20 protein-coding genes are annotated in these 18,802 nt (G+C 62.4%); 11 read left to right on the top strand and 9 right to left on the bottom strand.

The features are described 5' to 3' along the window. The first annotated feature begins 8 nt into the window (after positions 1 to 8). Genes AC244Q_RS23745 through AC244Q_RS23735 form a run of 3 tightly spaced genes read left to right on the top strand, consistent with a single transcriptional unit; the run spans position 9 to position 3,731 of the window. Positions 9 to 1,547: a di-heme oxidoreductase family protein gene (locus AC244Q_RS23745; RefSeq protein ID WP_012759824.1), complete on the top strand. Its 1,539-nt coding sequence runs from the start codon at positions 9 to 11 to the stop codon at positions 1,545 to 1,547. Next, positions 1,547 to 2,647 (top strand): imelysin family protein, encoded by a 1,101-nt coding sequence (locus AC244Q_RS23740; RefSeq protein ID WP_012759823.1) that lies wholly within the window; start codon positions 1,547 to 1,549, stop codon positions 2,645 to 2,647. The genes AC244Q_RS23745 and AC244Q_RS23740 overlap by 1 nt, the downstream gene beginning before the upstream one ends. Positions 2,648 to 2,651: 4 nt before the next feature. Next, positions 2,652 to 3,731: a DUF1513 domain-containing protein gene (locus AC244Q_RS23735; RefSeq protein ID WP_012759822.1), complete on the top strand. Its 1,080-nt coding sequence runs from the start codon at positions 2,652 to 2,654 to the stop codon at positions 3,729 to 3,731. 16 nt (positions 3,732 to 3,747) lie between these two features. Here AC244Q_RS23735 and AC244Q_RS23730 read toward each other — a convergent pair whose 3' ends face one another. Next, positions 3,748 to 4,824 (bottom strand): DUF2252 family protein, encoded by a 1,077-nt coding sequence (locus AC244Q_RS23730; RefSeq protein ID WP_012759821.1) that lies wholly within the window; start codon positions 4,822 to 4,824, stop codon positions 3,748 to 3,750. A 266-nt stretch (positions 4,825 to 5,090) separates the two neighbouring features. Between AC244Q_RS23730 and AC244Q_RS23725 the strand changes: the two genes are divergently transcribed. The 3 genes from AC244Q_RS23725 (at position 5,091) to guaA (ending at position 7,855) form a co-directional block, all read left to right on the top strand. Beyond that, entirely contained in the window at positions 5,091 to 5,540 is a 450-nt protein-coding gene (locus tag AC244Q_RS23725) for a PaaI family thioesterase (RefSeq protein ID WP_003544704.1), read from the top strand. Continuing rightward, positions 5,537 to 6,175 (top strand): 5'-methylthioadenosine/S-adenosylhomocysteine nucleosidase, encoded by a 639-nt coding sequence (locus tag AC244Q_RS23720; RefSeq protein WP_012759820.1) that lies wholly within the window; start codon positions 5,537 to 5,539, stop codon positions 6,173 to 6,175. The genes AC244Q_RS23725 and AC244Q_RS23720 overlap by 4 nt, the downstream gene beginning before the upstream one ends. A gap of 117 nt (positions 6,176 to 6,292) precedes the next feature. Continuing rightward, positions 6,293 to 7,855 carry a glutamine-hydrolyzing GMP synthase gene (guaA, locus tag AC244Q_RS23715; RefSeq protein ID WP_017962899.1) on the top strand — a complete coding sequence of 521 codons (1,563 nt, stop codon included), beginning with the start codon at positions 6,293 to 6,295 and terminating at the stop codon, positions 7,853 to 7,855. A gap of 262 nt (positions 7,856 to 8,117) precedes the next feature. Here guaA and AC244Q_RS23710 read toward each other — a convergent pair whose 3' ends face one another. Together AC244Q_RS23710 and AC244Q_RS23705 are read right to left on the bottom strand one after the other, a co-directional pair. Further along, on the bottom strand, positions 8,118 to 8,717 hold the full coding sequence (locus AC244Q_RS23710; protein WP_128408210.1) for an NADPH-dependent F420 reductase: 600 nt from the start codon (positions 8,715 to 8,717) through the stop codon (positions 8,118 to 8,120). Positions 8,718 to 8,835: 118 nt separating this feature from the next. Further along, positions 8,836 to 9,570 carry an SDR family NAD(P)-dependent oxidoreductase gene (locus AC244Q_RS23705; RefSeq protein WP_128408209.1) on the bottom strand — a complete coding sequence of 245 codons (735 nt, stop codon included), beginning with the start codon at positions 9,568 to 9,570 and terminating at the stop codon, positions 8,836 to 8,838. Positions 9,571 to 9,833: 263 nt separating this feature from the next. Between AC244Q_RS23705 and AC244Q_RS23700 the strand changes: the two genes are divergently transcribed. Then, complete coding sequence (locus AC244Q_RS23700; RefSeq protein ID WP_017995775.1) at positions 9,834 to 10,730, top strand: LysR family transcriptional regulator; 897 nt, start codon at positions 9,834 to 9,836, stop codon at positions 10,728 to 10,730. Positions 10,731 to 10,809: 79 nt separating this feature from the next. Here the strand turns inward: AC244Q_RS23700 and AC244Q_RS23695 are convergent, their stop codons facing one another. Continuing rightward, positions 10,810 to 11,340: a dihydrofolate reductase family protein gene (locus tag AC244Q_RS23695; protein ID WP_012759815.1), complete on the bottom strand. Its 531-nt coding sequence runs from the start codon at positions 11,338 to 11,340 to the stop codon at positions 10,810 to 10,812. A gap of 213 nt (positions 11,341 to 11,553) precedes the next feature. Next, complete coding sequence (locus tag AC244Q_RS23690; RefSeq protein ID WP_017995774.1) at positions 11,554 to 12,435, bottom strand: AraC family transcriptional regulator; 882 nt, start codon at positions 12,433 to 12,435, stop codon at positions 11,554 to 11,556. Between the two features lie 287 nt (positions 12,436 to 12,722). Between AC244Q_RS23690 and AC244Q_RS23685 the strand changes: the two genes are divergently transcribed. Beyond that, positions 12,723 to 13,214, top strand: coding sequence for a GNAT family N-acetyltransferase (locus AC244Q_RS23685; RefSeq protein WP_017995773.1), 492 nt, complete (start codon positions 12,723 to 12,725; stop codon positions 13,212 to 13,214). 105 nt (positions 13,215 to 13,319) lie between these two features. On the opposite strand, the gene AC244Q_RS23680 is transcribed toward AC244Q_RS23685, so the two are convergent. From AC244Q_RS23680 to AC244Q_RS23670, 3 genes are all read right to left on the bottom strand, one after another. After that, positions 13,320 to 13,865, bottom strand: a complete 546-nt coding sequence (locus AC244Q_RS23680; protein WP_017995772.1) for a YbhB/YbcL family Raf kinase inhibitor-like protein — start codon at positions 13,863 to 13,865, stop codon at positions 13,320 to 13,322. A gap of 38 nt (positions 13,866 to 13,903) precedes the next feature. Beyond that, on the bottom strand, positions 13,904 to 14,758 hold the full coding sequence (locus AC244Q_RS23675; RefSeq protein ID WP_128408208.1) for a helix-turn-helix domain-containing protein: 855 nt from the start codon (positions 14,756 to 14,758) through the stop codon (positions 13,904 to 13,906). A gap of 199 nt (positions 14,759 to 14,957) precedes the next feature. Further along, complete coding sequence (locus tag AC244Q_RS23670) at positions 14,958 to 15,854, bottom strand: LysR family transcriptional regulator (RefSeq protein WP_128408207.1); 897 nt, start codon at positions 15,852 to 15,854, stop codon at positions 14,958 to 14,960. 128 nt (positions 15,855 to 15,982) lie between these two features. Between AC244Q_RS23670 and AC244Q_RS23665 the strand changes: the two genes are divergently transcribed. The 3 genes from AC244Q_RS23665 to AC244Q_RS23655 are packed head-to-tail and all read left to right on the top strand — an operon-like array spanning position 15,983 to position 18,037. Continuing rightward, positions 15,983 to 16,354, top strand: a complete 372-nt coding sequence (locus AC244Q_RS23665) for an Atu4866 domain-containing protein (RefSeq protein ID WP_128408206.1) — start codon at positions 15,983 to 15,985, stop codon at positions 16,352 to 16,354. A gap of 58 nt (positions 16,355 to 16,412) precedes the next feature. Further along, positions 16,413 to 17,264, top strand: coding sequence for an oxidoreductase (locus AC244Q_RS23660; RefSeq protein ID WP_206641143.1), 852 nt, complete (start codon positions 16,413 to 16,415; stop codon positions 17,262 to 17,264). Positions 17,265 to 17,302: 38 nt separating this feature from the next. Continuing rightward, a complete protein-coding gene (locus AC244Q_RS23655) occupies positions 17,303 to 18,037 on the top strand; it encodes an SDR family oxidoreductase (RefSeq protein WP_026157539.1) in 735 nt (244 codons plus the stop codon). Between the two features lie 136 nt (positions 18,038 to 18,173). On the opposite strand, the gene AC244Q_RS23650 is transcribed toward AC244Q_RS23655, so the two are convergent. Further along, positions 18,174 to 18,737 carry a methylated-DNA--[protein]-cysteine S-methyltransferase gene (locus AC244Q_RS23650; protein WP_012759806.1) on the bottom strand — a complete coding sequence of 188 codons (564 nt, stop codon included), beginning with the start codon at positions 18,735 to 18,737 and terminating at the stop codon, positions 18,174 to 18,176. Between the last annotated feature and the right edge of the window lie 65 nt (positions 18,738 to 18,802).

Here is an 18,802-nt window from a genome sequence, read left to right as displayed (position 1 = left end):
ACCCTGAAATGTCGCATGCCCCGGCCCGCCGATTTTTCGCCAGCGTAGCGCTCTGCGCCACGATTGCCGGTTTTTCCGTCAGCATCGCCGCCGGTTTCGATCTGCCGCGGAAACGCACCGACCTCTCCGAGGCCGATCTGAAACGCGTCGCCGCCGTCACCCGGCCGACAGCGGATTTTTCCAAGGCCGAACAATACGAAGCCATGCAGGCAGGGGCTACGACCTCGATAGACCCTGTCACCGAAGACAGCTTCTCGCATATTTCGGCCAATATCCCCTTCGAGGAAGAGCAGAATTTCAAGCTCGGCAACGCGCTCTTCCGCAAGCTCTGGGTGTCCGCTCCCTCCTCGACGCAGGCTTCCGATGGTCTCGGGCCGCTGTTCAACGCCCGCTCCTGCATGAGCTGCCATGTCAATGACGGCCGCGGCAAACCACCGGAGGGAGGCCCGAGCGCCACCTCGATGTTCCTGCGGCTTTCCCGCGCCGCCACGACGCCGGAGGAAGAAAAGGCGGTCGCAAGTGCCGATGTCGTCAATTTTCCCGATCCGGTCTACGGCCATCAGCTGCAGGACCTTGCCGTTCCCGGCCTTGCTGCAGAAGGAAAGATGGCGATCAGCTACCAGGAAGAGAGGGTGACGCTCGGCGACGGCGAGACCGTATCGCTGCGCCTGCCGAGTTATGCGGTGACGAACCTCGGTTATGGACCACTCCACCCCGCGACGACGATTTCGCCGCGTGTCGCCTCGGCGATGATCGGCCTCGGACTGATCGAGGCCATTCCCGAGGCCGATATCCTGGCCCATGCCGATCCTGATGATGCCGACGGCGACGGCATCTCCGGCAAGGCAGCAATCGTGCGCGACCACCGCAGCGGCAAGATCGCGCTCGGACGATTCGGCTGGAAGGCACAGAACGCCACGGTGCGCGACCAGAGTGCCGATGCCTTCGCCAACGATATCGGCATCTCGACGCCCGATCACCCGGATGCGCAGGGCGATTGCACCCGGGCCGAAGAGAAATGCCGTGATATGCCAACCGGCGTGCAGAAGCGGCTGGGCGCCGAAGAAGCGCCGGGGCCCATTCTCGACCTCGTCACCTTCTATTCCGGAAATCTTGCCGTTCCGGCGCGGCGCAAGGCGAGTTTCCCCGAGACGCTGCAGGGCAAGCGGATCTTCTACGAAAGCGGCTGTATTTCCTGCCATCTGCCGAAATTCGTCACCCGCCGGGATACGCCGGACAAGGCACAGTCCTTCCAGCTGATCTGGCCCTATTCCGACTTTCTTCTGCACGACATGGGCGACGGGCTTGCCGACGGGCAGCAGGTCGGCCTTGCAAGCGGACGTGAATGGCGCACGCCGCCGCTATGGGGTATAGGACTGACCCGAACTGTCAGCGGACACAGCTTTTTCCTGCATGACGGCCGTGCGCGTGATCTCACCGAAGCGATCCTCTGGCATGGCGGCGAAGCTGAAAAGGCCCGCAACGCTTTCTCCTCCCTGCCGAAAGACGACAGGGCGGCCCTGATTACATTCCTGGAGTCACTTTGATGCGCCTTTGGCACCCCCTGCTCTGCCTTACTCTGATCGGCCTCGCGACATCAGCGGTCGCCCAGACGGCCACTCCGCCGGCAGGGCTGAACGAGGATGCCGTTCCCGCCGTCATGCAGCGCGCCGTCGACGAGGTGATCCGTCCCGGCTATCGCAACATGCAACAATCGGCCGCTCGGCTGACTACGGCGATGAAGGATCTTTGCGCCGACGGCACGCAGCAGACGCTCGACAAGGCGAAGTCCACCTTCGACGACACGATCCGCTATTGGTCGATCATCGAGATCGTGCAGACCGGACCTGTTATCCAGGACAATCTCTTCGAGCACATCCTGTTTTATCCCGACCGCAAGGGCGTCGGCCTCAAGCAGGTGCAGGCGCTGATCGCCAAGGCCGACCCGAAGGATGCGACGGTCGATGCGATCGCCGGCAAGAGTGTTGCGTTGCAAGGCCTGACGGCGCTGGAATACGTCCTTTATGGCAATGGCTCCGACGATCTCGTCGGGCAGAAGGGCAGTTTCCGCTGCCTTTACGGCGAGGCGGTCGCCGGCAATATCCAGCGTGAGGCCGGCGAAGTCGTCGCCGCCTGGGAAAAGCCCGATGGCGTGCAGGCGAGCTGGAAACATCCGGGCCCGCAGAGCAACGATTTCATGGACAACAAGGAAGCGGTGACCGCGCTGCTCGGCATTCTGGTCCATGGCGCCGAGAATGTCCGCGACCAGCGGCTGGAGCAATTCTACAAGGGCAAGGACACCGCGCCACGGCCGCGCATGGCGATCTACTGGCGCTCCAAAAATACCTGGAAATCGATGGCCGCCAATCTGGAGGGCCTGCGCACGCTCTGGCAGAAGGCCGGCATGGCCGAACTTCTGCCACCGGACAAACAGCCGATCGCCGCCGCGATCGACGAGGACTTCAAATCGCTGCTCGACAGCGTGCCGAAGCTCAATCCCGACATCGACGTCGCCACAAGCGATGCGGAGAAGGCCAAGCTCGATACGCTGCTTGCCGAAAGCCGCGACCTGATCACCCGGATCAGCGACGAATATGGCGCGGCGATTGGCCTTTCGGCCGGCTTTTCCTTTTCGGACGGAGACTGAGACGATGATGCAAAGTGCCGCGATCGACCGACGCAGCTTCGTCAAGGCGGCGGGGCTCAGCTTCCTTGCCACCTTGACGCCAAGGTCGCTGATGGCGCTGGAGAGGACCGATGCGGTCTATGCCTCGGGCATCCGGGCAGCCGACGGCTCCTTTGCCATTGCGACCGTGACCGAGCGCGGCGAGATCGTCGATCAGGTGGCGCTTCCCGCCCGCGCCCACGGCATGGCCTTCAGCGCCAGTACCGGCAAGACGGTCGCCTTCGCGCGCCGGCCCGGCACCTATGCGATGATCTTCGATCCCTGGAACAAAAGCGAGCCGATCGTCATCAACTCCAGGGAGGACCGGCATTTTTACGGTCACGGCGCCTTCTCTCCTGACGGCCGTTTGCTCTACGCCAGCGAGAACGACTTCGACGGCAATCGCGGCATGATCGGCCTCTACGACGCCACCGACCGCTTCACCCGCATCGGCGAATTCGAAACCTACGGCATCGGTCCGCACGACATGACGGTGTCCGACGACGGACGCCTGCTCATCGTTGCCAATGGCGGCATCGAGACGCATCCGGATTTCGGCCGCGCCAAGCTCAATCTCGGAGAGATGCAGCCGTCGCTTGCGCTGATCGATGCGGCAACAGGTGCGCTGGTCGAAAAACATGTGCTGCCGGCGGAATGGGCAGAACTCTCCACCCGCCATGTCGATCTCGACGGCGCGGGCCGCATCTGGTTCGCCTGCCAGTATGAAGGCCACCGCAAGGATTTGCCGCCGCTTGTCGGCCACTTCGCCAAGGGGGAGGATCTTACCTTCATCGACCTGCCGGAGGAGACCACGCGCAGGCTTGCCAATTACGTCGGGGCGATCGCCGTCAATCGCAGCGAAGGTCTCGTCGGCATCGCCTCGCCGAAGGGCGGCGCCTCGGTGACCATCGATGCAAGGACGGGCAAGATGCTGGCCGAGACTTCCGTTCCCGATGCAGCAGGCATCGCCCCGGCAAGAAGCGGCTTTGCCGTCTCCTCCTATGACGGCGATTTCCTGTCGACCCGCAGTGACGTCGCCTGGGATCAGCACATCGTGCGGATCTAATCACGGAAGCAGAGTTTTAGCTGGCACGCGAATAGGCTTTCTGCTCGGCGCTGACGCTCGATGCCGCGGCCCTTGCCGCCTCATGCAGCCATTCGTTTCCCCGCGCCGCCAAATCCTTCAGGATCGCCGCAACGGCCGCCGCATCGTCGGAATGGCAATTGGCGATCTCGAAGCCCATCAGTTCGAGCATCGTCGGCGAAAGCAGGATCTCGGGATGCCGGTCGACTTCGACCTTGCAGCTGTTCGGTGAGAGCCGGCGCACGAGGATGCGGCCGGAGACCCGGTAGTGCGGATCGGCTGAGCGCGCCCGCCCGTTGGCGATCTCTTCCGCATGGATCGCCATGTCCTGCGGGTTGTGGCGAAGCGACCAGGCGGACGGCAGCAGCGCCTTCGCCTCGCGCAGCACCGGCCCACCCTGCCATTCGGCATAGGCGACGAAACGCAGCCGACCGAGACTGCCGGTGCCGCCGCTGCGCGGCTTCGGCACGAAGGGTCCTGCCCCGGACGGCAGCGCGTCTGCGAGCGCCTTGGTGTAGGCTGATGGTGGCGGCTTGCTGCCGGGAAGCAACATCTCGTATTTCTCCCAGAATTCTCGGCGTTCGGAATTCGGCAGCAGCAGCGCCTTGCGCAGCCATTTGTGGTCGCGCTCGAGGATGACGGGCAACGGATTTTCAAGGCCCCGGCGATAGCCGCTCAAGATCAATTCGCCGATCATGCGAACCGAGGGACCGTCGTCGCCGCGGGCCAGGACAGCGCTTGCCGCAAGGCGAACGAGATCAAATGCATAGGGCATCACCGCCGCGTCGTCGAAATCATTGACACCCCAGACGAGCCGGCCCTCGATATCGCGCCAGGTACCGAAATTCTCCAGATGCGTATCGCCGATCGCCAATATCTCAGGCGCGCCTTTAAGTTCCGGGCAGATATCGAGGATGATCTCGCACCAGCGCCAGTAGGTGGCGCGCAGGAAGACGAAATCGCCACTTCGCATCTTCTCGTGCTTTTCCCGGAGATCGTCCTTGACGAGATCGTCGCCGAGTTCGACGGCCAGCCAGGTCTCGAAATTGCGGACCGATTGCGATATCGTCGTCATGCCGGCACTCCATCATTTCGCGACGCGTGCGGAGAATACGCGCGCCGCGCGAAGCTGCAATCGTCTTCGCATCGGATCGCCACGATCCAGCGGTATTGGCCAGCGGTACTGACCAGCTGTATCGGCTTGCACGGCGACGGAAAGGTGAAAGGTTGCCTCGGCGACACGGTCCCGGGTTTCCATCGCCGCCCGGACCGATTTCAGCAATGTCCAGCTTGTCGAATGCGGCGCGCCATGCCAATTTCGCGGCTGCAAGAGGGGCAGACATGAGCGAGACTGACAGGGGCGATTTCCGCGCGCGAATCCGCCGTAATTTTGCGCGGCAGGCGGCGATGGAAACGATCGGCGCGGAGCTGACGCGCGTCGAGCACGGCGTCGTGGAGATCGAGCTACCCTTCGACGTCAAACTGACACAGCAGCACGGCATCCTGCATGCGGGCATCATTTCCGCAGCGCTCGATTCGGCCTGCGGCTTTGCCGCCTATAGCGTCATCGACCCGGAAGCCTCGATCCTGACGATCGAGTTCAAGGTCAATCTCATGTCGCCGGGGCGGGGCGATCGTTTCCTGTTTCGCGGGGAAATCACCAAACCCGGCTCCACCATCATCGTCGCCGACGGACGAGGCTACGCGATCAGCGACGGGCCGGCGAAACTCATCGCCTCCATGACCGGAACGATGATGGTGATCCGCGGTAGAGAGGGCATTACGGGATGAAGTTCGAACTGAAATCGGTCGCGGGGAAATCCATCCTTTTCGTCATGGCGGCGGAGGCCGAATACGGCCCCTTCCTGCGTTCGCGCATCGAACCTTTGATGACCGGCGTCGGCCCGGTCGAGGCAGCCATCGCGCTGAGCAAGACATTGGCGCGGCTGGATGCCGTCGACGACCTGCCCGATCTCGTCGTGTCTCTCGGCTCGGCCGGTTCGGCGAAACTGGAGCAGACCGAAATCTATCAGGTGACTTCGGTTTCCTACCGCGACATGGACGCTTCGCCGCTCGGCTTCGAAAAGGGCAAGACACCCTTCCTCGACCTGCCAGCAACGCTCGATCTGCCGCTGCGCATTCCCGGCATTGCCGAAGCAAGTCTTTCCACCGGCGGCAACATCATCTCGGGCGCCGCCTATACCGGCATCGACGCCGACATGGTCGACATGGAGACCTATGCGGTGCTGCGCGCCTGCCAGGGCTACAAGCTGCCGCTGATCGGCCTTCGCGGCATTTCCGACGGCGCCGTCGAGCTGCAGCATATTTCGGGCTGGACCGAATATCTGCACATCGTCGACCGCAAGCTCTCCTACGGCGTCGACAGCCTGTTCACGGCGCTGGAGGATGGGGTTTTCTGGTTCTGAGCCCATGAACGCGCCGCACGTCTTTTTAGACGCGCGGGGGACAATCGGAACAATAAAAACCCGATGCCGCCGATTTCCCGGATTGCAAGGCGAAGCGCTTTTCATTAAAGCCTCGCCATGACCCAGACAGCACATCCCGACTCCGTTCTCATCGTCGATTTCGGCAGCCAGGTGACCCAGCTCATCGCACGACGCGTGCGCGAGGCCGGCGTCTATTGCGAGATCGTTCCCTTCCAATCGGCCGAAGAGGGCTTCCACCGCCTGCAGCCGAAGGCCGTGATCTTGTCCGGCAGCCCGGCTTCCACGGTGGACGAGGGATCGCCGCGAGCGCCTCAGATCATCTTCGACAGCGGCCTGCCGGTGTTCGGCATCTGCTACGGCCAGCAGACAATGTGCATGCAGCTCGGCGGCAAGGTCGAAAGCGGTCATCACCGCGAATTCGGCCGCGCCTTCCTCGAGGTCGACAGGGACTGCCAGCTGTTCGAGGGCCTCTGGTCCTCCGGCTCGCGCCATCAGGTCTGGATGAGCCATGGCGACCGCGTCACCGCGCTGCCGGATGGTTTCGAGGTGGTCGCCACCTCCTCCAACGCACCCTACGCCTTCATCGCCGACGAGAAGCGCAAATATTACGGCGTGCAGTTCCACCCGGAAGTCGTGCATACGCCTGATGGCGCCAAGCTGATCGGCAATTTCATTCACAACATCGCCGGCATCAAGGGCGACTGGTCGATGTCGGCCTATCGCCAGAAGGCGGTCGAGCAGATCCGCGCGCAGGTGGGCGACAAGCGTGTCATCTGCGCGCTTTCGGGCGGCGTCGACAGCTCCGTCGCAGCCCTGTTGATCCACGAGGCCGTCGGCGACCAGCTGACCTGCATCCTCGTCGACCACGGCTTGATGCGCAAGGACGAGGCGGCCGGCGTCGTCGCCATGTTCCGCGAGCACTACAATCTGCACCTGCTGCACGTCGATGCCGCCGATCGCTTCATTGGCGAACTCGAGGGTGTCAGCGACCCGGAAACCAAGCGCAAGATCATCGGCAGGCTGTTCATCGAGACCTTCGAGGAAGAGGCCAAGAAGCTCGGCGGCGCCGATTTCCTCGGCCAGGGCACGCTCTATCCCGACGTGATCGAAAGCGTTTCCTTCACCGGCGGCCCGTCGGTGACGATCAAATCGCACCACAATGTCGGCGGCCTGCCGGAGCGCATGAAGATGCAGCTCGTCGAGCCGCTGCGCGAGCTCTTCAAGGACGAGGTGCGCGCGCTTGGCCGCGAGCTTGGCCTGCCCGACAGCTTCATCGGCCGCCACCCTTTCCCAGGCCCCGGCCTTGCGATCCGCTGCCCCGGCGGCATCACCCGCGAAAAGCTGGAGATCCTGCGGGAAGCCGATGCGATCTATCTCGACGAAATCCGCAAAGCCGGCCTCTACGACGCCATATGGCAGGCCTTCGCCGTGCTGCTCCCCGTCCAGACCGTTGGCGTCATGGGCGACGGGCGCACCTATGAATTCGTCTGCGCGTTGCGCGCCGTCACCTCGGTCGACGGCATGACGGCGGACTTCTACCACTACGACATGGAATTCCTCGGCCGCGCCGCGACCCGCATCATCAACGAGGTGCGCGGCATCAACCGCGTGGTTTATGATGTGACGAGCAAGCCGCCCGGCACAATCGAGTGGGAGTGAGGGGAGTACCGCCGTCGGGCCCACCCCAACCTTCACGACTTTGTGGCCTTCAAATATTCGGTCGCGCGCTGCTCGAAGTTGTTAGAGCGCCGTGAGTCCTTTCGGACGCACGAAGGACGCTCTAACACTTTGAATCTACGCATCGTGCTTTAGCTCTTTGTCTTTACGCATGTCGTTATCGCAAAACCGCTGCACACTTTTGCGCGACATGCTTTAGCGCGCGCGACCAGTTCTCGGCGTCGATCACACGATCATAGATCGATTACTGCTCCTTCTTGAACAAATCCTGGAAGATGAGCTGGCCCCAAGTGCGGCCGCGTGCGTGCACCAGCGCGCCACCCTCGTTGAGCTTTCCCAGCTCGACGGGTGCGAACCCCAGTTGTTTGGCCAAATCCGCCACGGGAGCGATCGCGTCCTCGTCGTCGCTCGACAGAAAGACGACCCGGTGCCCGCCCTCGACGATCGGATCGGCAGCCAGGGTGGCCGCAATCAGGTGATTGAACCCTTTCACGAACTTGGCGCCGGTGAACGATTTCGCGACGAAGGCGGAGGACGGGAGGCCGTCCAGCTCTTCAGGGACGGGAAATGCGTTCGTCGCATCGATGACCGTCTTGCCTTTCCAGCTCGGCAGGGCCTTCGCAACCTCGCGATGCTCGCCGAACGGGACTGCCAGGATGATCGTGTCGGCCTCGAGTGCATCCCGCAGCGACCTGGCGACGACCGTGGGTCCAATCGCCCGAGCCTGCGGCGCCAACACCTCGGACGGCCGGCGGCTCGCGACGGTCACGGCGATGTTTTTACGGGCGAAGGCGTGGGCGAGGGCCTGGCCTATCTTGCCGAATCCTACAATTGCGTAGCTCATAATGCTTCTCCGATATTGTGTTGATATTGATTTCCCGACCCTTAGCGGCGCTGGGTTATCTGCCGAGCCCTACAGAGCTCCGAATAATCGAATGGAGCGCCCGGCCGGGTGCAGCGCGTCACAGTTGCGCCAGGCCGCCGTCGACGGCGATCTCGCTGGCGGTCATGAAGCTGCTGTCCGACGACGCCAGAAAGGCGGCCACCGCCCCGATCTCCTCCGGATCGGCCATACGCTGGAGCGGCGTCATCGCGCTGTAGGCCTTCTGGCCTTCCCCGCCCAGCGCCTCTTTCGCGAGTTCTGTCGCCGTCGCCCCGGGTGACAGCACGTTGACCCGGATGCCGGTGCCCTTCAGGTCCTCAGCCCAGGTCCGCGCGAGGTTGCGCACTGCCGCCTTGCTTGCGCTGTAGGCCGTAAATCCCGGTGCGCCCGTGGTGCCGGCGCTCGATCCGGTCAGGATGATCGAACCGCCCTTACCCATCAGCGGCAGCGCCTTCTGGACCGTGAAGATCGTACCCTTCACATTGGTGTCGAAGGTTTCGTCAATGTGCTGGGCGGTGATCTTGCCGAGCGCAAGCTGACTTCCCGCCCCGGCATTGGCGAAGACGATGTCGAGGGTTCCGCGCTCGGCCTTCACCGCCGCGTAAAGCCGGTCGAGGTCGCCCAGATCGGAGACCGAGCCCTTCACCGCACGGGCATTGGGCCCTAGGTCGGCCACTGCGGCGTCGAGCGCTTCCTGCCGGCGGCCGAAGATGAAGACGAAAGCGCCCTCCTCGATGAAGCGTTTGGCTGCGGCGCGGCCGATGCCGGTAGCGCCACCGGTGATCACGGCGGTCTTTCCATTCAGTCTGTTCATGTCATGCATCCTTTGGTCGTTCGGGGACGCCCCCGAGAGCCTCAAAATAGGTTCGCCGAAGTCAGGCGTTGAGTGCGGAAGCGCGCACATGGGTGGTGCAAAATCGATCCGGCCGGACGACTGACGCCAGCCGCGACGATGGGTGTGCGCCGTTTGGAATCGGGCCGTCCTTGCCTACATAGGCTATGATGACCGCCCGCACTGCTGTACGATGCGTTAGATACTGGCTTGGGAAGGCGCACCGCGCGGTGCCGGATTGCACCATGATCGACTGGGATGACATTCGCTACTTTCTGGCCGTGGCGCGCGGAGGCTCGGTGCGGGCTGCCGCCAAGGGCCTCGGAGTGAATCACGCGACCGTGCTGCGACGCATCGCACAGCTCGAGGAACGCCTCGGGGCGCAGATGTTCGAAAAGCTGCCTTCGGGCTACCGCCTGACGGCTGCGGGCGACGAGGTTCTCGAACTCGCGAACCAGATGGAAGCGTCGTCGCACCAGCTGGAGACGCGCGTCTTCGGGCGCGACCAGAGTGTGCGCGGGCTGCTGCGGGTGACGTTGGCTCCGACCCTTGCGACACACCTCCTGATGCCGGACCTCGCCGATTTCGCGCGTCAGCATCCTGATATCGAGATGGAAGTCTTGTCGTCCGGCGAGCTGGCAAATCTGACCAACCGAGAGGCCGATGTGGCGATCCGCGTCGTTTACGACCGCAAAACCCTGCCGCTCAATCTTCACGGCCTGAAGGGACCGGATATATTCGGCGGTATCTACATGTCCCGCGATCTGCTGGCAGCGTGGCGTGCGGGCGCGCCTGATCCCATCCGGTGGATCGTCATCAGCATGCATGGCATTCCGGATTGGGCCAGCGAGGGTGAGGTTCGCACTACAGGGGTTCCGTTCAGGACCACGGACGGCGAGGCGCAGATCGTTGCTGTACGGCAAGGGCTCGGGATGACGACGCTGCCGTGCTTCGTCGGAGATGCCGATCCGCTATTGGTAAGAGTGCCCGGCAGCGACCTGCACATGCATGGAACGCTCTGGCTTCTCACGCAGGGGGAGACACGCAAGACGAAGCGCGTCCGGCTCTTCACGGAGTTCGTATACCACAGGCTCGCCGCATACGCTCCGCTTCTCGCGGGGCTGCCCATATCGCGCGACTGACGCCCGGCAGGCCGCCGGCGACGCTTGCCGTCATCCGGTCGGAAGCCGCGCTGCGATTTTCGTCTGGCAAGTCGCGAGATCAAGCAGGAACGTAGGTCAACCTGATCACATCCTCGCCAATCCGGTCATGAGCCATCAGGTGGAGCGGCGGCCGGGGTCCGGCGAAATATGGCTTGCCGTGACCGAGCACGACGGGGTGCAGGTAGATTCGATACTCATCGATCAGGCCAAGTTCGGTCAGGCTTTGCGCCAAATTGGGGCCGGCAACTTCGATCTCGCCGTCGCGTTCCGCCTTCAGTTCGCGGATCGCGGCCTCAAGATCTTCCCCAACAAGCGTGGCCTTGGGACCGACCGACGCCAATGAGCGCGAGACGACCCATTTCGGTTGGCTCCGCCACGCCGTCGCGAAAGCCTGTCGCTCTGCATCCCATTCAGGATGTTCGTCGTCCCAGTAGCGCATGACCTCATACATCTGACGACCGTACACACTACCCGCCTGCCGCTGAGCCTCTTCGATGAAGTGGCGGAAGAGTGTCGGGCTTGGCGCAAACGCCATATGATCGACGTAGCCGTCCAGGGACTGGTTCATTCCGAACACAAGCTTAGCCATCTTCACTTCCTTTCCTAAAACGGCATATCCGCGCGCAGACCTGCTTGCATTATGCAATCGGTTGGAAGTTAGCTCAACTGGATTTATATCGCAATTGGTTTTTGAAGTGCACATAGATCCGCGAGCTGATGGTCGCCAACCGACCGGCCTGAGGTGGACAACGACCTGTCCGCTATCAGCGATCAGCATGGACAAGCCGCCGTCAGAGGGACGCTATTTCAGCGGCAGAAACAGCTCCGCCACCGCCTCATGCTCCGCCACCTCCGGGAAGAAGCTCAGCCGTTGGCAATAGATCGGGAAGTTGCGTGCTTCCTCGCCGCTGGCCGGAAGCCAGTCGCGATAAAGGTAGAGCGCGGCGGGCTCCAGATTGTCGGTGTTGCCGACGACACGCAGCACCGCGCAGCGCCCGCCGGGGATCTCGCCGGCTTTGATCTCTTCGCCGTTCGCCTCGATTGGTTGGCTGATCCCGACACAAAGGTCGACGCTATAATCGGCAGGCGACTGAGGACGCCGCTCGGAGCGCCAGACGTTGAAGGTCGGACTTGTCCTGGGGTGCAGGCCAGCGGCCTTGCGCCAAGCGATGAATCGCTGGATGGTGGCGCCGAGCGTCGCCGGGTCGCCCCGATGCTCCATGATCGCCACCGGCGTGGCAGGCACATTGCGAATTATCACGTCTTCAGCGATGAAAGTCTTCTGCATGAGCTTGCTCCTTGCATTGTCGAGAGGCCCGAAGGCGGCAAGCCACGGCTCCCATTCGGGAGATTTCCGGAACGACGAAGGCGATTGCCCGAACCGTTGCCGAAAGGCGCGGGCAAAGGCATCCGGTGCGTCGTAACCGGCATCCATCGCTATATCGGTGACGCGTTCTTCGTCCCTGTAAGCCAGCCGGTATGAAGCGCGCTTCATGCGGGCAAGCTGGATATAGCGATACACTGACAATCCGAAGGTCGCCGTGAACTGCCGGTGGAAATGAAATTTCGAGAAGGCTGCGACACTGCTCAACACGTCAAGATCGAGATCGTCATCGAGGTGCCGGTCGACATAATCCAGCACTCGCTGCATCCGCTCATGATAGTTCCGAAGCGCTGCGGTCATTCGTCTTGGTCTCCGTGGCAGCTCAAACTAGATCCCTCAGGCAACGCAGCGCTCGACCGATCTTGCGGTTTGGCATGGATCAGCCGGCGTGCGGCCCGATCGGAGCACTTGCGATCCTCGCCCGGCACTGTTATTCGCATTTCCATCTTAGAGGAGAATGCCTTTGTTTGCCGTCGCAACGATCCAGAATTCACCGGCTGCGGCGGTAGGGATGAAGGCGCACGGCATCGTGACCGAGAGCTGATCCTCGCTCTATCGCTCGGCCTTAGCGCGCCCAATGCTGGCGCATGTCTAATGTCGAGAAGACTATGATCATCGAACTAACCACTCGTGACTTCGAAGCGCTGCTAAAGGGCATCGCGCCTCGCAATCTGCGCCTTGTCCAAGACAGCGCAATTGCGCCTCCTGAGATATTGGAGATGTTGAACCGCCTCGCGACTGACATAGGCGCTGAATTCTCGCCGTCGGCCTGGATGATCGTGGAGGATGGCGAGATCGTCGGCCTCTGCTCCGTCGTTCGGGTTCCACAAGATGGAAACATCCATATCGGCTATGGGCTTGCGCCCTCACGCCAGGGTCGTGGATGCACCACGCGGGCCATAGGGCAGTTGCTGGAGTGGGCGCGGCATGACCCTCGCGTCGCCCTGGTCTCTGCGGAGACCGGGGTCGACAACATCGCGTCCCAGCGCGTTCTTGAGCGCAATGGCTTTATCCGTATCGGCGAGCGTATCGATGCCGACGACGGTCCGTTGATCTGCTGGGAAGCGATGACGGTCTAATTTTGCGGGCCGGATAAGCCCGCACAGGAACGGCCGGCCAAGGTTCAGTCACCTCGGCCGGCCGTTGTCATGGAGGAAATGACGACTGCGGATCCGAAGCCGGCTTCAGCGGCCGTAGGTGACCTCGACGGAGGCCTTGTCGAGCGTATTGGCCCTGACATAGAAGCCAACCATGGCAGCCGGGGCGGTCTCGGGAAGCGGGAGCTTGTCCACCGAGAGCGCGTAGACGGTGAACTGGTAGTGGTGCGGCTGATCGCCGGCCGGCGGGCATGCGCCGCCATATCCAGACATGCCAAAATCCGTGCGACCTTCGACAGTGGCTGCGGGAAGCTTTTTGTCACCGCTGGCGCCGGTGACAATCTCCGAGGCATTTGCGGGAATGTTGAAGACCGACCAATGCCACCAACCCGAGCCTGTGGGAGCATCCGGATCGTAAGCCATGACGGCGAAGCTTTTGGTCGCCTCAGGCGCACCCGACCAGGTCAGTTCCGGCGAGATGTTCTTGCCGGCGCAGCCGAAGCTGTTGAAGACCTGCGCGTCGGCCATGGACTTGCCGGCGGCCAGATCCTTCGAGGTGAGCTTCATTTCGGCTTGTGCGGCCGTCGCGCCAAAGACGGACGTAGCGAGAAGTACTGCTGTGATAAAACGCATGCTGTTTTCCTGCGGTTGATAATGCAAGAAAACTATCGTCACCGCGCAAGCGCATCTGCCCCGCTACGCTCAACTTCTGCCCCGATCCGCTCAAAACGGTCGGAGCCGCCCCGCACATGGCGCGGATTGACGCCAAACCGCTCTTTGAAACGCGCCGCGAATTGAGAAGGAGAGTCGTAACCGACCTCAAGCGCAATCTGCGCCATCGGCAGGGTTGTCGTCTGGATGAGCCCCAAGGCGCGGTTCATCCTTGTATCGCTCAGGATCTCAGTAAAGCCGGTATTTTCGGCGGCGAGCTTCCGCCTCAGCGTCGCTTCGCTCATGTTGAACGAGCGCGCCGCATGGCCCAGCGTCCAATCGAAGGCCGTATCGCTTTCGACTATCTGCCGCAGCCGGTCCTCGAACCGAGGACTTTGGCTTCGGCCCAACACCGCTCCGCCGAGCGCAAACCAGGTGATCAGCTCCATCAACCGAGCCTTGGCAATGGCGCCGGGAAGCCTCGTCAAATTGCCGGGCTGACAGCAATAGTCAAACAATGCCGCGGCTTCCTCCGGCAGCTTCGAGGTGCCTGCCGGCACAGGCCTCGATGGAACAGCGATCGATCCCATCCTGATATAGGCTTCCTCGAAGAGCGGTCGCGGAACGGGAAGCGCCAGGGTCTGATACTTCTGCGGCGCCTTGGGAATGTTCTCCATCGTCAACGGTCGATAGTCTGGCAGCAAGCCATAGGCGCCGGCCTCGAGGCGCAAAGCCTTATCGTCGGCCATGACAATCTTCGTTCCCGATTGCACCTGTATCAACAAGGGGCTCGTATTGACGAGACGATAAAAACAAGCCCGCCCACCCTGACGGATCAAAGCCCTGGCCGGAACGGGAAAGACGTCGTCGAGCATATGTTCTCCGCAAAAGGATGGAAGCGCGGCGAGCGGTGGCCTCTATAGAGCGCGCGCCGCCTCGCTGGCCTCTTTCATCGGGAATATCAAAGCCGGATGCCAGCGGCAACATTCAGCCCAAGCCGCAGGATTTGAGCCCGTGCGACTGGCCTGAAATCGCCGTCGAGACTTACCAGCGGCAGCTTGAGCCCAGACCGCATTACCGCCCGTCAAATCTGCGCACATAATCGACCAAGGCGCGCAACTTCAGCGGCTGCCTCTGGCGCCTGGGGTAGTAGAGATAGAAGCCCGGAAAGGGTGGACAGAAATCCTCCAGCAGCGGCACGAGTTCGCCGCGGTCGATATAGGACTGGAAGGTTTCCGCCATGCCGAAGGTGATGCCTGCCCCCGCGCAGGCCATACGGATCATCATTCCCATGTCGTTGGTCGTAACAGTGGGATCGACGGAGACGTCGAAGTCGCGGTCGTTTTCGGTGAACTCCCAGCGATAGGGCGCCGTATCCGGGCGTGGGCGCCATCCGATGCAGGCGTGGTTCTGCAACTCGCGGGGATGGCGGGGATGGCCGCGGCGCTCGAGATAGCTGCGGGATGCCGCCGCGCATTGTCGCTGCTCTTCGGAGACGGAGATCGCGATCATGTCCTGTTCGATCACCTCGCCAAGCCGGACGCCCGCGTCGAACCCGGCCTCGACGATATCGAATTCGTCATCGGTGATGGTGATATCGAGTTTGATGTCAGGGCAGGCTTCCATGAAGCCGGCCAGCAACGTGCCGGATAGGAAGCTCTCGGCGATCGAAGAAACAGTAATCCGCAACAGGCCGCTCGGGCGCGCCTGCATTTCCCGCACTGTCTGCATCGCATCCTTGACCTGGCGGACCGATGGGCGAACCGCGTCGAAGAACACTTCGCCGGCTTCGGTCAGGCTGACGCTGCGCGTCGTGCGCTGGACCAGGGCGACGCCGACCCGATCCTCGAGGCGCTGCAGGGCCTGGCTGACGGCGGAGCGGGTGACACCGAGCCGCTCGCCGGCAAGCCGGAAGTTCCGCGCTTCGGCCACCGCAAGAAAAACTGAAATGCCTTCGAGATCATCGACCATTGGTTAGCATTTCTAACCAAGGCATCCTGGATTGGCAACTTAATCGCCGCGGATCGGCACGCTATCTTTCAAGTCGAGATCAACGCCAAGACGCACTCATCGGCAGATCTTCTTCGAAAGGCAAGGCAATGCGAAAGACTTTCAAAAGCCCGGTCCTGCAGTTTTTCGCGGCGGTCACCCTGGCTGGCGCGGCGACCAGTTCGTCCGCGACCGATGGCGTGAACCGCCGAGATCAGCAGCAACAAACAAGCGAGAACAGAATGCAGCAAAATCGCTATGTCGGCATGTGGGTTACGGATGATGGCCGCGTCCGCCACGAGCTTCTGCCGAATGGCCGTTACGACGAAGCCCGTGGCAGCAGAGAAAGCGCCTATCGAGGACGCTACGACGTCACCGGAAACCACATCGAATATTGGGATGACACGGGCTTCACAGCCGACGGCGATTTCGTCGACGGCAATACCCTCCATCACGGTGGCATGGTGCTTCGGCGCAAATGACGTGCCGCCCGAAAGGCAACACCACACAGGAGAAGGCCGCATTTGCCGGCCGGAAAGGATGACGATCATGTCTTCCCCAACACCCATCTGGTTCATCACCGGCGCATCGTCCGGCCTCGGCCGGGCGCTCGCCGAAGCCGTGCTGGCCCGTGGCTGGCGCGCCGCTGTTACAGCGCGCAGACCCGAGACCCTGGCAGATCTCACGGCGCAACACGGCGACCCCGCGCTTGCCCTTGCACTCGATGTGACGGACAGCCGCTCCATCGCCGGCGCGGTTCGTGACGCCGAAACGCATTTCGGTGCGATCGACGTCCTCGTCAACAATGCCGGTTACGGCTACCTCTCGGCGATCGAAGAGGGCGATGATGCCGAGATACGCGCCCAGTTCGAGACCAATGTCTTCGGACTGATCGCCGTCACCAAGCAGGTTCTGCCGGGCATGCGCCGACGCCGGCAAGGGCATATCTTCAACGTCTCTTCGCTCGGCGGGCTCGTCGCTTTTGCCGCAACCGGCTATTACCATGCCACCAAGTTCGCGGTCGAAGGCTTGTCGGAATCGCTTTCGCATGAGGTCAAGCCGCTTGGCATCGATGTGACGATCCTTGAACCCGGCGCCTTCCGCACGGATTGGGCCGGCCGGTCGATGGTCGAATCCAGCACGATCATCGAAGACTACGCCGAAACGTCAGGCAAGCGGCGCCAGGCCACCCGCTCGATCTCCGGCAACCAGCCGGGCGATCCCGCGCGCGCGGCAACCGCGATCATATCGGCGTTCGAAGCGGACGTGCCGCCGCTGCGCCTGCTGCTCGGTGCACCCGCCCTGAAGATCGCCCGCGAACGGCTCGATGCGCTGCGCACAAATTTCGACGCCTGGGCGGAGACGACGCTCAGCGCCGATTTTCCAAGCTAACCGTAACGAAAATCTCACCTACAAAAATGGAGCTTGAAATGTCTGATATCAAAGGGAAAGTCATTGCCATCACCGGCGCCAGCAGCGGCATCGGAGAGGCCGCGGCAAAGGTGCTGGCTGCCGCAGGCGCCCATATCGTCATCGGCGCCCGCCGCACCGAGCGCCTGGAGGAACTCGCCGGCGAAATCGCCGCAAAGGGCGGGTCGGTGCGCCGGCGACAGCTTGACGTCACCGACCGTTCCCAGGTGGAAGCCTTTGCAGGCTTCGCCCGCTCCGAATTCGGACGGCTGGACGTTATCGTCAACAATGCCGGCGTCATGCCGCTGTCGCTACTCGACGCCCTCAAGGTCGACGAATGGGACCGGATGGTCGACGTCAATATCAAGGGTGTTCTCTATGGCATTGCGGCGGCGCTTCCGATCATGAAGGCGCAGGGATCAGGGCAGATCATCAACCTGTCTTCGATCGGCGGCCACAGCGTCTCTCCGACGGCGGCTGTCTATTGCGCGACGAAATTCGCGGTGCGGGCGATCTCGGACGGACTGCGGCAGGAGTCCGATCGTATCCGCGTCACCGTCATCTCTCCGGGCACGACGACATCGGAACTCGCCGACACCATCACCGATCCGACGGCGCGTGATGCCATGAAGGCTTTCAGGGCGATCACCATCAGCCCCGAGGCCGTCGCCAATTCGATCCTCTACGCCGTCAGCCAGCCTGATGATGTCGATGTCAGCGAGATCATCATCCGACCGACAGCCAGCCCCTATTGATCCGCTGAGATTGCTGCCAAAGTAATTCCAGCAAAAGTGTAGAGCGGTTTTGCCAGGCAAAGCGCGAAGCGATTTTGCCAGGCAAAGCGCGAAGCGATTTTGCCGGGAATTGCGGAAAACGAAAAGCCTCCGCCGCCTAAAAACCCAGCGACTGCTGGGCGGGCGGCGGCGGTGCAAGGTTGACGCCTTCGAGCTCCAGCATGCGGGCCTTCGATGACGAACCGCCGGGCGCGGAGAAGCCCCCGATCTTGCCGCCGGCCGCAAGCACCCGGTGGCAGGGGATGATCAGGGCGACAGGGTTCTTCGCCATCGCCTGGCCGACGTCGCGGGCGGCTTCCGGCCCGACGCCGAGCTCCTTGGCCAGCGCGCCGTAAGTGGTGGTGCGGCCCCAGCCGACACGCCTTGCCGCCGCATAAATATCCCGGAAGAAGGCATCCTGGCCGGCAAGATCGAGTTCGACGCCGGAAAAATCCGTCTCCTCGCCCTGGAAGTAGCGTTTCACGGCGGCGACCGTCTCGAGCACGCCGGGCGTTGGCGCGCCGGCTTCGGCATCCGGCAGGCGGCGCAACAGCAACCGTTCCGTCGCTTCCGCTGACTTGGTCGGCAGTTGGAAACGGATGATGCCGGCGTCGCTCCAGGCAATACCGCAGAAACCGCCCGCGGTTTCGAAGATGAGATAGTGGTGCGTTGTCTCAGCCATGACACAGCCTCCGCGTTTTCGATGACCTTCAAAATCGTATGGGACGGCCGCTGTTTCAACCCGTT

This window comes from Rhizobium sp. CB2179, assembly GCF_057653455.1.
This window is presented reverse-complemented; position numbering and strand designations above follow the sequence as displayed.

Bases quoted from the DNA above. Each gene is read 5' to 3' on its own strand.
- AC244Q_RS23740 (WP_012759823.1), top strand. From the start codon at position 1,547: ATGCGCCTTTGGCACCCCCTGCTCTGCCTTACTCTGATCGGCCTCGCG.
- AC244Q_RS23685 (WP_017995773.1), top strand. From the start codon at position 12,723: ATGTCTAATGTCGAGAAGACTATGATCATCGAACTAACCACTCGTGAC.
- AC244Q_RS23695 (WP_012759815.1), bottom strand. From the start codon at position 11,340: ATGGCTAAGCTTGTGTTCGGAATGAACCAGTCCCTGGACGGCTACGTC.
- AC244Q_RS23735 (WP_012759822.1), top strand. From the start codon at position 2,652: ATGATGCAAAGTGCCGCGATCGACCGACGCAGCTTCGTCAAGGCGGCG.
- AC244Q_RS23690 (WP_017995774.1), bottom strand. From the start codon at position 12,435: ATGACCGCAGCGCTTCGGAACTATCATGAGCGGATGCAGCGAGTGCTG.
- AC244Q_RS23705 (WP_128408209.1), bottom strand. From the start codon at position 9,570: ATGAACAGACTGAATGGAAAGACCGCCGTGATCACCGGTGGCGCTACC.
- AC244Q_RS23720 (WP_012759820.1), top strand. From the start codon at position 5,537: ATGAAGTTCGAACTGAAATCGGTCGCGGGGAAATCCATCCTTTTCGTC.
- AC244Q_RS23725 (WP_003544704.1), top strand. From the start codon at position 5,091: ATGAGCGAGACTGACAGGGGCGATTTCCGCGCGCGAATCCGCCGTAAT.
- AC244Q_RS23730 (WP_012759821.1), bottom strand. From the start codon at position 4,824: ATGACGACGATATCGCAATCGGTCCGCAATTTCGAGACCTGGCTGGCC.
- AC244Q_RS23660 (WP_206641143.1), top strand. From the start codon at position 16,413: ATGACGATCATGTCTTCCCCAACACCCATCTGGTTCATCACCGGCGCA.
- AC244Q_RS23650 (WP_012759806.1), bottom strand. From the start codon at position 18,737: ATGGCTGAGACAACGCACCACTATCTCATCTTCGAAACCGCGGGCGGT.
- AC244Q_RS23700 (WP_017995775.1), top strand. From the start codon at position 9,834: ATGATCGACTGGGATGACATTCGCTACTTTCTGGCCGTGGCGCGCGGA.
- AC244Q_RS23675 (WP_128408208.1), bottom strand. From the start codon at position 14,758: ATGCTCGACGACGTCTTTCCCGTTCCGGCCAGGGCTTTGATCCGTCAG.
- AC244Q_RS23680 (WP_017995772.1), bottom strand. From the start codon at position 13,865: ATGCGTTTTATCACAGCAGTACTTCTCGCTACGTCCGTCTTTGGCGCG.
- AC244Q_RS23670 (WP_128408207.1), bottom strand. From the start codon at position 15,854: ATGGTCGATGATCTCGAAGGCATTTCAGTTTTTCTTGCGGTGGCCGAA.
- AC244Q_RS23665 (WP_128408206.1), top strand. From the start codon at position 15,983: ATGCGAAAGACTTTCAAAAGCCCGGTCCTGCAGTTTTTCGCGGCGGTC.
- AC244Q_RS23710 (WP_128408210.1), bottom strand. From the start codon at position 8,717: ATGAGCTACGCAATTGTAGGATTCGGCAAGATAGGCCAGGCCCTCGCC.
- guaA (WP_017962899.1), top strand. From the start codon at position 6,293: ATGACCCAGACAGCACATCCCGACTCCGTTCTCATCGTCGATTTCGGC.
- AC244Q_RS23655 (WP_026157539.1), top strand. From the start codon at position 17,303: ATGTCTGATATCAAAGGGAAAGTCATTGCCATCACCGGCGCCAGCAGC.
- AC244Q_RS23745 (WP_012759824.1), top strand. From the start codon at position 9: ATGTCGCATGCCCCGGCCCGCCGATTTTTCGCCAGCGTAGCGCTCTGC.